This window comes from Flavobacteriales bacterium (assembly GCA_020435415.1).
Classification (GTDB): Bacteria; Bacteroidota; Bacteroidia; order JACJYZ01; family JACJYZ01; genus JACJYZ01.
Genome location: JAGQZQ010000035.1, coordinates 14,767 through 30,104 on the forward strand (window position 1 = coordinate 14,767; position 15,338 = coordinate 30,104).

General features: G+C 46.9%; 12 protein-coding genes and 1 tRNA gene. 9 read left to right on the forward strand and 4 right to left on the reverse strand.

All coding sequences use genetic code 11. The features are described 5' to 3' along the window. Positions 1-188: 188 nt before the first annotated feature. Positions 189-1,583, forward strand: coding sequence for a hypothetical protein (locus KDD36_07610; protein ID MCB0396504.1), 1,395 nt, complete (start codon positions 189-191; stop codon positions 1,581-1,583). Between the two features lie 64 nt (positions 1,584-1,647). Then, positions 1,648-2,163 (forward strand): redoxin domain-containing protein, encoded by a 516-nt coding sequence (locus KDD36_07615; protein ID MCB0396505.1) that lies wholly within the window; start codon positions 1,648-1,650, stop codon positions 2,161-2,163. 113 nt (positions 2,164-2,276) lie between these two features. Here the strand turns inward: KDD36_07615 and KDD36_07620 are convergent, their stop codons facing one another. Beyond that, complete coding sequence (locus tag KDD36_07620; GenBank protein ID MCB0396506.1) at positions 2,277-4,058, reverse strand: LysM peptidoglycan-binding domain-containing protein; 1,782 nt, start codon at positions 4,056-4,058, stop codon at positions 2,277-2,279. Beyond that, positions 4,049-5,578, reverse strand: coding sequence for a glutamine-hydrolyzing GMP synthase (gene guaA, locus KDD36_07625; protein ID MCB0396507.1), 1,530 nt, complete (start codon positions 5,576-5,578; stop codon positions 4,049-4,051). The genes KDD36_07620 and guaA overlap by 10 nt, the downstream gene beginning before the upstream one ends. A 183-nt stretch (positions 5,579-5,761) precedes the next feature. On the opposite strand from guaA, the gene KDD36_07630 reads away from it, so the two are divergent. Continuing rightward, complete coding sequence (locus KDD36_07630; protein MCB0396508.1) at positions 5,762-6,088, forward strand: hypothetical protein; 327 nt, start codon at positions 5,762-5,764, stop codon at positions 6,086-6,088. Positions 6,089-6,097: 9 nt separating this feature from the next. Continuing rightward, entirely contained in the window at positions 6,098-6,502 is a 405-nt protein-coding gene (locus KDD36_07635; GenBank protein MCB0396509.1) for a hypothetical protein, read from the forward strand. Positions 6,503-6,856: 354 nt separating this feature from the next. On the opposite strand, the gene KDD36_07640 is transcribed toward KDD36_07635, so the two are convergent. Next, positions 6,857-6,930, reverse strand: a tRNA-His gene (locus tag KDD36_07640). A 109-nt stretch (positions 6,931-7,039) separates the two neighbouring features. Here KDD36_07640 and cadA point away from each other — a divergent pair. The 4 genes from cadA to KDD36_07660 all read left to right on the forward strand — a co-directional run bounded on the left by cadA (position 7,040) and on the right by KDD36_07660 (position 13,798). Next, entirely contained in the window at positions 7,040-9,190 is a 2,151-nt protein-coding gene (cadA, locus tag KDD36_07645; GenBank protein ID MCB0396510.1) for a cadmium-translocating P-type ATPase, read from the forward strand. A 26-nt stretch (positions 9,191-9,216) separates the two neighbouring features. Continuing rightward, a complete protein-coding gene (locus tag KDD36_07650; protein ID MCB0396511.1) occupies positions 9,217-10,431 on the forward strand; it encodes a hypothetical protein in 1,215 nt (404 codons plus the stop codon). Continuing rightward, positions 10,428-11,708 (forward strand): hypothetical protein, encoded by a 1,281-nt coding sequence (locus tag KDD36_07655; GenBank protein MCB0396512.1) that lies wholly within the window; start codon positions 10,428-10,430, stop codon positions 11,706-11,708. The genes KDD36_07650 and KDD36_07655 overlap by 4 nt, the downstream gene beginning before the upstream one ends. Positions 11,709-11,851: 143 nt before the next feature. Beyond that, entirely contained in the window at positions 11,852-13,798 is a 1,947-nt protein-coding gene (locus KDD36_07660) for a T9SS type A sorting domain-containing protein (GenBank protein MCB0396513.1), read from the forward strand. A gap of 70 nt (positions 13,799-13,868) precedes the next feature. Here KDD36_07660 and bshB1 read toward each other — a convergent pair whose 3' ends face one another. Then, positions 13,869-14,573, reverse strand: coding sequence for a bacillithiol biosynthesis deacetylase BshB1 (gene bshB1 / locus KDD36_07665; GenBank protein MCB0396514.1), 705 nt, complete (start codon positions 14,571-14,573; stop codon positions 13,869-13,871). A gap of 354 nt (positions 14,574-14,927) precedes the next feature. Here bshB1 and KDD36_07670 point away from each other — a divergent pair. Continuing rightward, a partial coding sequence (locus KDD36_07670; GenBank protein MCB0396515.1) for a hypothetical protein occupies positions 14,928-15,338 on the forward strand: 411 nt, incomplete at its 3' end.

Here is a 15,338-nt window from a genome sequence, read left to right on the forward strand (position 1 = left end):
GTGTTTTTTCAGGAATTTAACACACAACGGTCAGGATTGCTGGCAGAACGTATTGGCACAAACTTTAATCTTTCCTTTCAAACCTACAACAATAGCTGATAACAGGCAACGTTTGCATAGCAAATAACTATCTTCGTCGCCTGATATTGATCATGAACGCATTTAGGTTTTTAGGTTTTCTTCTGATCATGACCCTGGTTCTGGCATGTAAAAAAGATACATTGCCAACGGATCGTGAGGTTACACTTCGGTTTTCACAGGACACGGTGATATTCGATACGGTATTCACAACTATTGGGTCCGCTACCCAGTATCTCAAAGTTTTCAATCCGGAGAAAAGTGCTGTTAATCTGTCTGACATCAGACTGGCAAGAGGAAGCGCTTCCAAGTTCAGAATGAATGTAGACGGTGTTCCTGGCATTCAGTTTCAGGACGTGGAAATTCCGGCGGAAGACAGCATTTATATCTTTTTGGAAGTCACCCTGGATCCGAATAACATGAACACCCCGTTGATCGTGACCGATTCTATCCTGTTCACCACCCATGGTAACGTACAGGATGTTGACCTGGTTGCATGGGGACAGGATGCATACTTCCACGCTCCACCACCCGGATATTCCGCTTTCTTTCTCAACACCTGCAACACCGTATGGAACAATGACAAACCACATGTGGTATACGGCTATGCGCTTATAGACACCTCCTGCTCCCTTACCATCAACGCCGGAGCCGGTATTTATTTTCACGCTAACTCCGGATTGATCGCACTCAGCAATGCATCACTTCATATAAATGGTACAGCTACAGATCCTGTGCGGATTGAAGGTGACCGCCTGGATCCACCGTATGAAGACATACCAGGACAATGGGGGCGTATCTGGCTATCTGCCGGCAGCGTTGATAACACCGTTGATTATGCCATCATTCGAAATGGCTCCGTGGGAATCCATGCGGATACCGTTGGAAATACGAATCCCACCGTCACCCTGCGCAATACCGTCATCGAGAATATGTCCATCGCAGGTATCCTTGCACAGGGTGCACGAATCGAAGGAGAAAATCTGATGGTATCCAACTGCGGAGAATATGTGTTGGCATTGGCTTTGGGTGGCGATTACAAGTTCCGTCATTGCACCTTTGCAAACGAATGGAGTTATGAGGTCCGCCAAACGGCCTTGCTTGGGATCAGCAACTGGTATGAGGATGTGGATAAAAAAATCCAGCACCGTGACCTGACCCAGGCGTATTTTGGAAATTGCATCATCTACGGAACGCAAGCCAATGAAGTGGATCTGAGTCTGAAAGCCGGCGCCTTGTCCAACTACTTTTTCGAAAACTGCATTATGAAAGTGGACGGCACCGTAAATATCAACGACGGTTCACATTTTCAAAACATCACCAAAGTGAATCCACTTTTCCAACCGGATGGCATATACACATACGCTTTAGACAGCCTTTCGCCGGCCGTAGATAAAGGCCTTTCCACCATCACAAACGATGCACCAATCATCACTGTTGACATCACCGGAAACACAAGAACCCAAGGCACCGGACCTGATATTGGCGCTTTTGAAAAAAGATAAATGGCATCTCAGAAAGCCTCTGGCCGTTTATACCATTCAGGAAATTAACCATCATTAAGCTACTATGAGGACCAGGTTTAAAATCATCACCCTACTTTCAGGTGTTCTGGCATTTGGTATGCTGGCAGTATATTACCTTGTGATTTACCCCAACCGATTTGATACACGCATCAGAATGCTTCCGGACATCCGGTTTGAAACAACCAGTGGCAATGAATTAAGGCTTCATCATGCGGTGGCTGATCATGCTGCCCTATTAATAAACTTCAATCCCCGATGTCATCTCTGCACAGAAGAGATATTTGAACTGAAAAAACATCATGCTGATTTTTCCGAAACCAGGATATTACTCGCTTCTTCCCAACCACTGGCGGAACTCGATTCGTTCTCCAAAGCAGAAAACATGCACATGTATCCCGGCATCACGATCGTGCATGACATAGACCTGAATATGGTGAGACTGTTCGGTGCAACCATTACACCCAGTACCTATATCTATGATAAATCACACCGGTTGGTGGATGTTTTTGAAGGAGATACGGATATTGAGAATATCCTGAGATCAGTAAAATCAGATTAGAAGATGTGAGAGGTCAGACCGAAGACTACTCTACCAGAAGCTAACAGGAAAACGTATCACGTCTGACTTCAGACCGTCTAAAATCTCATTTCTCATTTAAGAACATCCGGGAATCAGTGCCTGTTCCCCTGCGCCTTTTCCTGTTGTTCCGCCAATTCCCTTGATAAAGAAAATTGCTCGGCAGGAATCAACTCAAAATCCTTCAACACAAAAACTTTTGAGTATTGATTATCCCACACATTTCGCCGGGTCATGGCCAGCGTGAAGGAAGTCTGCAATCCTTCCCAGGTGAGATTGGTCGCATACTGGAATGGATGCCGCCCATACCGGTGCAACATAGTAAGACAGTATAACGACAGGTCGTATCCCATGAAAGAAAAATTTGTCGGCTCACGGTGGAATCGTTCTCTATATGCATTTACAAATTGGCCAACGGCGCTGTCTGTATAATTGATATTGAAAGACCTGGGGATATGCAGATAAAGGTTATGAAAATATGCCACATCAATGTTCTCCATGTTCAGCCAGTTGTGCAAACCCATTAATACAATCACTTGCCCTTTTGACTTCAGGCGCGTGTAATTGAGCTTGGAAACCAGGTCGGAAATCAGGGCATACTCCCTGCACACAAAAAAGACAACATTGGTATCTGTGGCTGAAAGGGACGACCTCACGCCCTCAATGCGTTCCTTGGAATAATTGATCACCTTCAGCTTTACCTTACTTGAATCCACCAGACCATAGAGCGTTCGTACGTATGTATCCTTAAGTCGAATATCTTCATCCGTGCTGAGATGAACGACCAGGATGTTATGCTTTTTCACATGTTTTGACGTGTGACGGGCGAGGGCTTTAACATGTGATTCCGATGTAGAAGATAATTGAACGAATGCCGCTGAATCATTCCCACCCCTTTCGCGAGACAGAAACGGACTCACGACATCTACAGGATGGGATTTAAGATATGGATCAAGGGCTGAGAAAGGCTTGGCACTCCACGGACCTATAATAAGGTCGCACCTGTCAAGGGAAGTTGTGCGAACGGTGCGGCTTACTATGGCACTGTCACCTGCGGTATCAAAAACCTTCACCGAAAATTTAGAAGAAACATTCTTCATGGTTTCGCCGGCGACCAGGAAACCCTGGTAAAAATCCAAGGCCATAACAGACTCCTGTGCATAGGGATGATCTGCTGGTTGGGTAGATTCAAGCCGCTTTTTCCTCAGCGTGTCATTTTCATCCAGATAAAGGGGAAGGAACAATGCAAGATTGTAATTCCCGGGGGCAGCAAGGTTGGTATCCGGAAAAAGGCCATTCACTGTGCTGTCGGGTGCGGGCCAATCTTCCATGGCGATCCTTTCTGCCGCTACAACCGGAATCCTCAGTTCCATGCCAGCCTTCAATCCGTCTTGCCTGAGTTCCGGATTTTCCATGGTGATCCTATCTATGGTTAATCCATACTCCCTGGCAATGGAGTACATGGTCTCCCCTTTCTCAACAGTATGGTATGTAAAGCCTGTCGGTCGTGGTGCCGGCCCGGTCTTCACATCCGGCGGATTCCGGTTTTCCGCCATCTTCTGCTTATTCTTTTTTATCGGTGATGAAGCAACCGGAATAAGAACCCACTGACCTTCTTTAAGCCCCTTCTTTTTCACTTCCTCATTGTCATCAAGAATTTGGGTGATCTCAACGCCGTATTTTCTGGAAAGCGCGTAGAGCGTCATCCCTTTCTCGATGTATACCCGCTTAAAGGTCTTGCCATTCTCTACAATGGTATCTGACACCTGATCAACCTGCGCGCTTGTCTGACCAGGCGTACAGCACAACATGAGACCGGTCATAAAAACGACAAGCTTCACATACTTCAACTGCAGTGGTATTTTAGTTATTCCCATTCGATCGTTGCAGGAGGTTTAGAACTTATATCATATACAACGCGGTTTACCCCCTTGACCTTATTAATGATCTCATTTGAGACCTTCCCAAGAAACTCATAAGGCAGATGACACCAATCGGCGGTCATCCCGTCTACGGAAGTGACGGCCCTCAGGCAAACGGCATTTTCATAAGTTCGCTCATCACCCATCACTCCCACGGATTGCACGGGAAGGAAAATAGCCCCGGCCTGCCAGGTAGTGTCGTACAAATTATGCTTGATAAGGTTCTGAATAAAAATGTGATCCACTTCCTGGAGTATTCTCACTTTTTCCGGTGTGATATCTCCCAATATCCGAATGGCCAGACCGGGTCCCGGAAAGGGGTGTCGTCCGAGACGTTCATCAGGAAGCTTCAATGCCCGACCTACATTTCTCACCTCATCCTTAAACAGGAATTTAAGAGGCTCAATAACCTTAAGTTTCATAAAATCCGGGAGTCCACCGACATTGTGGTGTGACTTGATAGTGGCCGAGGGTCCCTTCACGGAAACAGATTCTATCACATCGGGATAAATGGTGCCCTGCCCTAACCACTTAACATCTTTAATGCGGTGCGCCTCCTGGTCAAAAACCTCTATGAACACACGACCGATGATCTTGCGCTTTTGTTCCGGATCACTCACGCCTTTCAACTCATTCAGGAATTTGTCTTTGGCATCCACACCGGTCACATTGAGTCCCAGATCACGATATTGATCCAGCACATCTGTGAATTCGTTTTTTCTCAGAAGCCCGTTATCCACGAAGATACAATGCAGCTGATCGCCAATCGCACCGTGTAGCAGCATCGCGGCTACCGTTGAATCAACACCCCCTGAAAGCCCCAAAACCACTTTATCTGTGCCAATGGTTTTCTTAAGGCTGGCTTCCGTTTCTTCGATGTATGAATCGGGAGTCCAATCCTGGCCGCAACCGCATATATTGACAACAAAATTTTCCAATAACACCTTGCCATGCTCGCTGTGGGTGACCTCCGGGTGAAACTGAATTCCGTACGTAGGTTCCCCATCTATGACAAATGCCGCCACTTCCACATCAGGTGTGCTTGCGATTGGCTTGAACGAGTCCGGGATTCGCCTGATGGTATCGCCGTGAGACATCCATACCTGGCTTCCTTTTTCCAGTCCCCTTAACAAGGGATTTTCGTTGTCTACAAACTGTAGGTGTGCCCGACCGAACTCCCTCGTTTCCGAAGCCTGCACTTCGCCACCATCCGCATGCGCCAGGTATTGTGCGCCATAGCAAACGCCTAACAACGGCAGATTGCCACGTACACCATTAAGTCTGGGTACCGGAGCTTTGGGATCTCTGACAGAGGATGGGCTCCCGGAAAGGATAACACCCTTTACATTGGGACCGGGTTCCGGAAAGTCGTTAAATGGAAATATTTCACAGTAAACATTCAGCTCCCTCACTCGCCTGGCGATCAATTGGGTATACTGTGAACCGAAATCAAGAATCAGGATACTGTCGTGCATACGCAAAGGTAGATATTCTTCACATTCACGAAAGAGAAAAATGATGTACGGCAACATCCAGTCTTGCATACCTCAATTACTTTTTTATCTTTGTTAACAAGCGATTGAACATGGTCGGCTTATTTCAGAAAGGAATGCTGGGTGAGCCTCCTCCGGACCATCTAACCACACAAAAGATATTACATGCTTGAAGTGATCCCAGGGTTCTCGGGCCCCAGAACCACACAGGAACTGGGCTTTCAGCTACCGGATCGAACGTTTGAAGATCACCCTGATCATGTGCAATGGTCGCGGATCGACAAGAACTTCGATGGCGGACCCGGGCGGATAAGATCGTTTATGACCGAACGGGCCAAGGACTGGACCGGTGTCCGGTTCCGGATGCGGGTAAATGCCATTCCAACGGAAAAAAGCAAAACCGAATGCGACTTTTTCTCATTGCGCCTGGGATCCAGCCGAACCATAAAAGACGCATGGACAGAGATCGGTTTCTTTTCATATTTTGGCTAAGAACGACCTTTGTTATTTACCTACGATTCGCAGGATTCCCAAACACTTCGTTTTTTTGATTTTGTAATTCCGAATAATTGGTACGAGTTTTCCATTCGCCTCAAAGAATCATCAGGCCCCGTTCACCCGTATACCATTGCATGTAATGACATAGCCGTTCGGCGGGGCGAGTTACCCCGGTTATCCAACGAGGTCGTGATTCTTCATGACTCGTTCAGTCCAACGGGTATTTTTTCCAGTGGAGCTGATATGTTTGCAGAGGAGGGCTGGATGTATAACCGCCAGGGGAAGGCTATCTGGTTCGGACCGGAGTTAGAAAAACATCAGGCCTGTAATGATGATAAGGTAGGGAAGATAAAACTTTTCAGACCGGACGATAGTCCATTTTATATTTTTGAATCCTACACGCCATAATACCTGATCACGTTGCATTAAGCATACGCGACAATCCACCGTAGAATATCGGAAGCTGACGACCGCCCTTTTAGAGAAGGCGGGATGAGATATAAAACTCAGGCTCTTATCCGAAGATAATGAGTGCCGTCCACGCAAGTGCTAAAACGGCAGCGTAAACGCCTGCGAATATTTCTCCTGCTGGATTTGGGTTAGGTGCTTGCATGATTGATCAATCTTTGACACAAAAATAATAAAAGATCGGAATGTTCCATTTTAACTTTTACCTGACCGGGCTATCGTGAGAATCACAACATTTACTATGTATACGAAAGGCTTAAAACAAAAAACCCCGCACATGCGGGGTTTTTTCCGGGTGGCTGACCGGGTTCGAACCGGCGACCCTCAGAACCACAATCTGATGCTCTAACCAGCTGAGCTACAGCCACCGTTTACGAGGGCATTCCTCCCCCGAAAGGTTTGCAAAAGTAAATAAAATTTCGATTTGACCATCGCTTCGCCACACATGTGGGTTTTTCAATTTCTTACCTTTGTTATATGGACAATCAGAACACCATTAAACTCAAGGTAGAGGGAATGACTTGTGCCAATTGCGCCTCTACGGTAACCAAGCGGTTGAAGCAGGTAGGCGCGGATGGTGTCACCGTTGATTTCCTGAACAAAGAAGCGACCATAACCCACCCGGGCAGTCATTCAGCAGAAGAATTGGCTTCATCCATAGATCAACTGGGGTACCATGCTACCGTTGAAAAGCAGGAAGAAACGGGAACCGACGAACATGAGGCGCATCACCACAATCACAAGAATCGTCAGGCGCTGTTGTTTTGCACCGTATTTACGGTACCGCTTTTTCTACATATGTTTCTTCCCAAAGATCACTTTCTGCAAAATGCTTATCTGCAACTGGCGTTGTGTTTACCTGTGTTCATCACCGGGATCCGCGTATTCGGAAAAAGTGCATTCTCTTCGATAAAAATGGGTAGCCCCAACATGGATGTACTGATCACCATTGGTTCATCTGCGGCCTTCTTCTACAGTTTAGCGGGAACCATGATGTATTACGGCACCCCCATGATGCATCAATATCTTTACTTCGAAACCGCGGCAACGATTATCACCCTGATCCTTCTTGGCAATTACATTGAAGAACGCTCTGTAAACCAAACCACGACCGCTTTAAGTGAGTTAAAAAAAATACAACACAGCAAGGCTACCAGGGTACTTCCCGATGGAACAACCGAAACGGTAAAGTTCTCCGAGATCAGAAAAGATGATGTATTGCAGATTAATATGGGTGATAAGGTTCCGGCGGATGGCATGATCATTCAAGGGGAAGGTTCTCTGGACGAAAGCATGATCACCGGAGAAAGTGTCCCGGTAGAAAAAATGAAAGGTGATGAAGTTACCGGAGGCACCCTGCTAACGAATGGCAACCTCCAGATGAAAGCCGAAAAAGTCGGAAACGATACACTGTTATCACACATCATTGAACTGGTGAGAACCGCTCAAATATCCAAGCCCCATATCCAGAGACTTGGCGATAAGGTAAGCGCCATTTTTGTACCTGCCGTGTTACTCGCATCACTAATCACTTTTTTAATTTCATGGGGACTTGCAGGGATTTCCACAGAGCAAGCCATCATGAATAGCATTGCCGTGCTGGTGATCTCTTGTCCATGTGCGATGGGACTGGCCACCCCTACTGCTGTCATGGCCGGTATTGGACGGGCTGCCAAAAACGGTGTATTGATCAAAGGTGGACAAACGCTGGAAACCCTGGCCACCATCGAACAGGTGGTATTTGATAAAACCGGTACACTCACTACCGGTCATTTTAAGATCAAAGAATTGCACGTAGTAAATGGCTATGACAAATCTGAAATCAAGCGCCTGGTTTATTCCCTTGAAAGCCGGAGCAACCATCCGATCGCCAAATCATTAACCCGTGAACTTTCGGGTGAACAAGCCATCTCGTTTGAAGAAGTAAAAGAGACCAGGGGCGGTGGTATGTCCGGAACGCTGCCGGATGGAACGGTATACAAACTTGGATCGCCCGATTTTGTTCATGTGGAAGATTTCGACAGGTCATCAAACATTACGGTGCTCCTTGCAAAAAATGAAAAACTGATGGCCACGATTCAGATTGAGGACGAAATAAAAGATCATGTTTCCCGGTCGATCGGTGATTTGCAAGCAATGGGAATCCATACCATCATGTTAAGCGGGGATCACCGTGAGAAAGCAGAAAGTGTGGCTGCCCGGTGCGGCATACAGGAAGTCTATGCAGAGCAACAGCCGGAAGAAAAACTCAACACCATCACCAGATTATCAAAAGAGAAACCCACGGCCATGGTGGGAGACGGTGTAAATGATGCCCCTGCCCTGGCCAGGGCTTCCGTGGGAATTTCAATCGGGAATGCCACACAAGCAGCCATACAGGCAGCACAAGTGGTTCTTCTGAGCGAAAAGGATCTTCAGCAATTGGTCACTGCATGCCGGGTAAGTCGCCACACACTAAAGACTATCAAACAAAATTTATTCTGGGCTTTCTTTTATAATGTACTTGCCATTCCGGTAGCTGCGGTTGGTTTACTAAACCCTATGATCGCTGCACTGACCATGGCCTTTTCCGATGTCATTGTGATCGGTAATTCCATCAGGCTTAAAACGAAAAACATCCAGCACTGAAGCCACTGAGGTCCACACTTCTTAATATGTCAGCCGCGGCTGCCGTTGTATGGATCCTATTCATGTGGTTCATGCCTGACTCCGGTTATGACAAGTACTTTACCCTCAGCTGGGCACATACCATCATCGAAAAAGGGGTGGGGCACATTTATGACAATCCCGAAGTCAACTACCCGCCTCTCATCCTATACCTGATCAAATTCTTCACGCTTTTCTTTCCCGGTAAAGAAAATCTGAACATGACCTCCATTAACCAATTCAAAGGACTGGTCTACCTTTTTGACCTGGGCATGCTCATTCTCTTATTTCACTGGAGCAAGATGACCCTGAAAAATTGGCGGACCATTCTGATGATCTGGCTGAACCCTGCCCTTTGGTACAACACTGTGATCTGGGGCCAATATGACGCCATTCCTGTTTTCTTCATATGCCTCGCAAGCTGGCTCGCATGGAAAGGTTCGATTATACCAGCCTCCCTGGCATGGACATTGGCATTGAATGCAAAACTGCAATCGATCATATTTCTACCGCCATTGATATTATTCATTTGGCTTTATCACAAACCCAAGGGCCGTCACTGGCTGTTCACAGCTCTGTCGGTTGCCGTGCTTCAATTGCTGTTATGGATGCCCTTCTTTCTCGCGGGTACATGGCAGGAAGCCATCCTCGCTCCCTGGCAACGTAGTATTGACTTTTATCACAGTGCATCCCTTCATGCATATAACATCTGGTACCTGACTTTACCGGATGATCCTTATCAAACCAGCGACACCCTTCATTTTGCAGGAATGACATTGCGGAATTGGGGATTGCTTTTTTTCGCCGGCTTATCTGCGTGTCTGTTATGGCCCATGATAAGGAAACGAGTGAAGGATCCAATCGACAAAGAACCGGCTCCGGAAACCTTATTATTAACGATGGCACTCATCGGCTTTGTTTTCTTCTTCTTCAATACCCAGATGCATGAACGTTACATCCAGGCCTCGATGTGGTTGTTATCGGGTTATGTATTGTTTACAAGAAAATACGTTGCCTGGTTGTTGCTGTCATTGGCCTGTCTGCTGAACCTCGAAGGGGTCATGCACTATATGCACTATTGGAATGTGCACCGGTTTCATTTTGATACAGACGTCCGCGCCTGGTGGATTTTTCATCCCACCCTCATAGCCATTCTTTATCTTTTGGCGGGAGTGATTATGTTTACATCATGGTTTCGGACCGTATACCCTGATCAAAAATGAAGCGACCGGATGAGGTAAGTGCACTGCAAATTCACCAGGTAATCCGCTATGGAACACTCCTTGGCATCGGGGTAACGCTGGCAAGGAGTGGCATGCCTGTTGGAGATATCGGACGGTTTGAATTGATCCTGTTTGCAGTGGCCGCTACCAGCTACTTTTGGGTGGGAGGACTTCACCAGGGGCTGATGGCCGGAACCGGTAAAATGCCATCTACCCGTTCAAAAGTACCCGGGATTGCACATGCATTCATATGGTCGCAGATTATGGCCGTCATATCGGGATTGGCAGCGGTGGTATATCTCCGTATTCATAATGAGGAGCCACAGCTTATCACCCTGGCCTTTCTGTATACGTGTCTCATGCTACCATCTTACCTGGGTGAGTATATATACTTCATCAAAAAAAACACCCGGGGACTTCTCCGTCTTAGTGTGTTTTCGCATGCTCTATTGTGGTTGATGGTCGCTTACCCTGCTATGAATGCACACAGAATTGATTGGTGCATTCAAGGTCTTTTACTGGCTGCAGGGTTCAGGTTTGTGTGGGTTGGTATTCTGGTGTTGCGGGAAATTGAGTGGACCGGAATCAGCAAAGGCATGATAACCATCGCGCGGGCTGCATGGCCACTGGCACTTGCCGCATTGGTATCCGGCTCCGCAGAATATATTGATGGGCTGGTGATATCCGGTTATTTCGGAGACGGGGAATTTGCCCTGTTCCGCTATGGAGCGCGTGAGTTCCCCCTTGCGGTGTTGCTGGCTACAGGTCTGAGTCATGCCATGGTTGCGAGAATAGCAGCGGATGACAACCCCGATCGTTTGTCGGAACTGCGAGAACGATCATCCCGCCTTATCAACAGGATCATGCCGGTTGCGATCATTCTGATGATCACCAGTCAATGGCTTTACCCTCTGGTATTCGGGGATCGATTCGTGAAGAGCGCATTGATCTTTAATATATACCTGTTGCTTGTGATCCCCAGACTGGTATTTCCGCAAACAGTGATCATCGGCAAGGGCCTGCAACGTGTTATTCCAAAACTGGCAGTGATTGAGGTAATCACCAACGTAGTGGTGAGCCTGGTGCTTGTTTATTTCATGGATATGCCGGGTGTTGCCGTAGGAACCGTGGTGGCGTTCTCACTTGAGAAATGGCTACTGATCCGGTACAACCGGAAGAATCTGGGCATACCGGCAGAAGACTATATCCCGGTCAGAAGACTCATCACATGGTCCCTTGCGCTGGCCGCAGCCTTGTTTTTTTCATTGTGTATATGACAAGTTTTAGCGGCATCCTCATGCAATGATGCACGGTGGTTTTCACTCTGTAAAAAATTTCCTGGATTTCTTGGATCAACAGTTGCCAGTTCATATGTTTGTTTAGGCATTACACAAACTTTTTCTTAATTAACCCTAACGCTATGAAAACACAGCTACTCGTTGTGTTGGGCCTGTGCAGTATTGCAGGCATGGCTCAGCACCAGCAACAACAAACTTCGAAGGCAGTCAGCCGGGAAGCATTGGTAGAACAGGATGCAGGGAATGAGCACAATGCGATTCCCTTCCGGAAATCACCAAACAACAATTCGGTAAATTCGTCCATATCCGTTATTGATATCGGCAATGCGGGGAATGCTTACACTTGCGGATTCGGAGGCAAGACCTACCTGTGGTATGAACCCGGCATCAATTCCCTTACTTTTTCACACCGTGCCGATCCGGCGGTAACGCCTTCGGCTCCCGGTTCAGGTTATATTTTATTCGACATGTCTCAGGACGGCGGTGTAACATGGAGCAACAACCTGGGCAACCTGTATGATCCCACCTTGCATTCCCCATTATCAAATAACGCCCGGTATCCTCAGAGTGCGATCTATAATCCATCCGGCAATACAGACCCCGGCAATGCTTACCTTGTCTATTGCGTACCTACGCTTACCACCACCAACGGTGGTTCATGGGGCGGCATCGGGTATGGTGTTCAATCTTTGGATACGACTCAAACCGCCACCCAGCATGAAGATTCTACAGCGGCGCCATATTATCATGGAATACCTGATGGATTTCATGCGGTTGCCAACGGCGGACCACTTTTCAGCATTGCGCACTCCAGTGACTTCAGCAACACCACCAATCCGTACACAGGCAATTTGAACCTGCTGAAGTTTACGTTCAACACCGGAACCTCGGATGTAGATCTGACCCGCAGTTCACTTCCTCACACGGTTAGCGTGGGTCTGGATACAGCAAATATTCTACCCGTTGAGACCAAAATCGCCTTTGCACCCAACGGTACAACCGGTTGGATATCCATTATCGGACATACCAGTTTCACCCTGGAATCGGATTCCGCTTACTATCTTACTTTTTACAAGACCACGGATGGTGGTGCGACATGGGGCAGCGCCATTGATGTGCCCATCTCAACCCTGCCAAATATTGATGATAGTCTGGGCACCGGTCTGACCAAATTCACCACCGCTTTCGAACATGATATTGCTGTGGATAAAAATGGCAACCCACACGTATTTGTGGCCGTTGGAGGAAGCAACAATTCATGGAGCATTTTAAACGGTCCCGGCTTCTGGGGTCTTTTTGACATCACCACCAACGACGGAGGTACAACCTGGATGGCCAACCTGGTTGCCAAACCACAAACATTCCGGGGCAACTTCGGACAAGGCTCGAATGCCATTGCGGAAGACAGCCGTCCACACATCGCCACCACCGCTGACGGTTCCAAACTATTCTATGTCTGGTTTGATACGGATACCTTGACTTTTGGCAGCGGTGTTGAAAACCTCTTTCCTGATGTAAACATGCGTGGTTATGATATAGACAATGATCTTTGGACTGCACCCCGTCCGCATCCTGTCTATGGTACTCCTTCCTACAATTTTACTGCAGGTTCATCAGCAGACGGTTCAGTTACTTTCGGTAATGTATCATACTATGTTATTGAAAGCGCAGGTACTTATTGCGTACCGGTATCTTATCAGTACGTGCCGGATATCGCCGATCTGCTTGCACCCACGCAAATGAAGTATATCGACGGACTGTGCTTTTCTGACAGCGACTTCACAAACAGCATTGAGGACAAACAAAACAATGTGTTTGCACTGGGAAACAGCTACCCGAATCCGTTTACTGAGAATACCACGCTTCCGCTTGAACTCATGCAATCCACCAAAGTCAGTTTGTCCATCACCAATATGATGGGACAAGTGGTTCGTGTTCAGGAGATCGGTAAACTTCCAGCGGGAAGTCACGGGATCAATGTATCACGTGGTGAACTCACCAATGGTATTTATTTCTGCAACATTCAGGCCGGTGGCTTTGTAGTTACCCGCAAATTGGTTGTTCAGTAAATATCAACATCTCATAAAAAAACCGCTTCTCATTTGGGAAGCGGTTTTTTTGTTTTACAGTGATCTTAATTTATATAAGGTCAAATAAATTTTTTACGCCGGGATACCTCTGTGTAATAAAACCTTCGCCATGGCTTGCCCCGATATATGCACCGAGGTTCACCGAACGGGAAGTTACCAGATCCATAAACGCTTTGGTAGATATGAGCGTTTGCGGCTCGTCAGAATCAGGGTTGTAAAACTGAGATCCGTAGGCACCGATGGCTTCCATTTTTTTTGCGTAAGCTTCACTTATATCCACAATGAAATCCGGCTTTATTTCCATAAACTGGATGTAGTGATACGCGGCTTTGGGACGCCAGGCCTCCTGTTTCGTATCAATCTTTTCCAACCCCGACAGAAAACAAGCATCTGATATCAGTTTTGCGGAACGGCCGTGGTCCGGATGCCGGTCATGAGGTGCGGGCATCAGGATAATTTCCGGACGATACTTTCTGATAACTGAGATCACCTTTAACTGATGTGGCTCATCGTTCACAAAAAAACCATCACGGAAACCGAGGTTTTCACGAACAGCCAATCCCATGATAGAAGACGCAGCCTGTGCTTCCTCCAGTCTTAACTTTGCATTACCACGGGTCCCAAGCTCTCCCTGGGTCAAATCAACCACGCCGGCCTTCCGACCCTTGGAGATATGAGTGATCAATGTACCGGCGCACCCCAACTCCACATCATCAGGATGGGCACCGAAGGCGAGTATATCAAGTTTATCCATAATGTAAAGATAGTAGTTAGTACTGAGTAGTTAGTAGATAGCAACGACGGGAATCTGCCATTGCCTATTTACTAATGACTAACCCCTTGACCACTTTGCACGGGAAGTTATATGGAGTCTGTAAATGGAAATACCGTGGTGTTGGGCGAAGGTTGTACCTTCGTCTGATTATGTTCAAAGCATTCTGCTTTGGTATGATATTCTGCGCCGATTCCTCAACTAGTAGCAATTTTAGCTGAGATATAGGAGGTAGCTTTAAGCTACAGGATAGGCAGACGAAGGTACAACCTTCGCCTAACGACGGGAATCTACCATTGCCTATCTACTAATGACTAACGCGTTGACCACTTAGGCATGTTGAAAAGAATGTTGAGAATCGGGCAAAAAAAAGTCGTGCAAACAACTGAATATCAGTATATTGTAGATATTAATAACGACAAAAACATCTACATTATGCACGACTTGTCCAGCAATTTTCAAAAGTTTTATAAGATTACCAAAGAAGCCCTGGGAAAAGATTTAAACAAAGATGGTAACCTGCAATCCTACAGCTATAAACCAAAGATGAGCGACGCCCGCATTATCGCTCTGAGCTTGTGCTGCGAAGCTTTGGGGATTGATTCAGAGAATTATTTCTGGAGCAAATTGCAAAGTGATTATGCAAGCAAGTTTCCCGATCTTCCGCACCGCACCAATTTTAACCGGCGCAGAAAACGTTTGGCTAATTTCATTCATTTGATTACCCGGCGGCTTTCTTCCAGACTG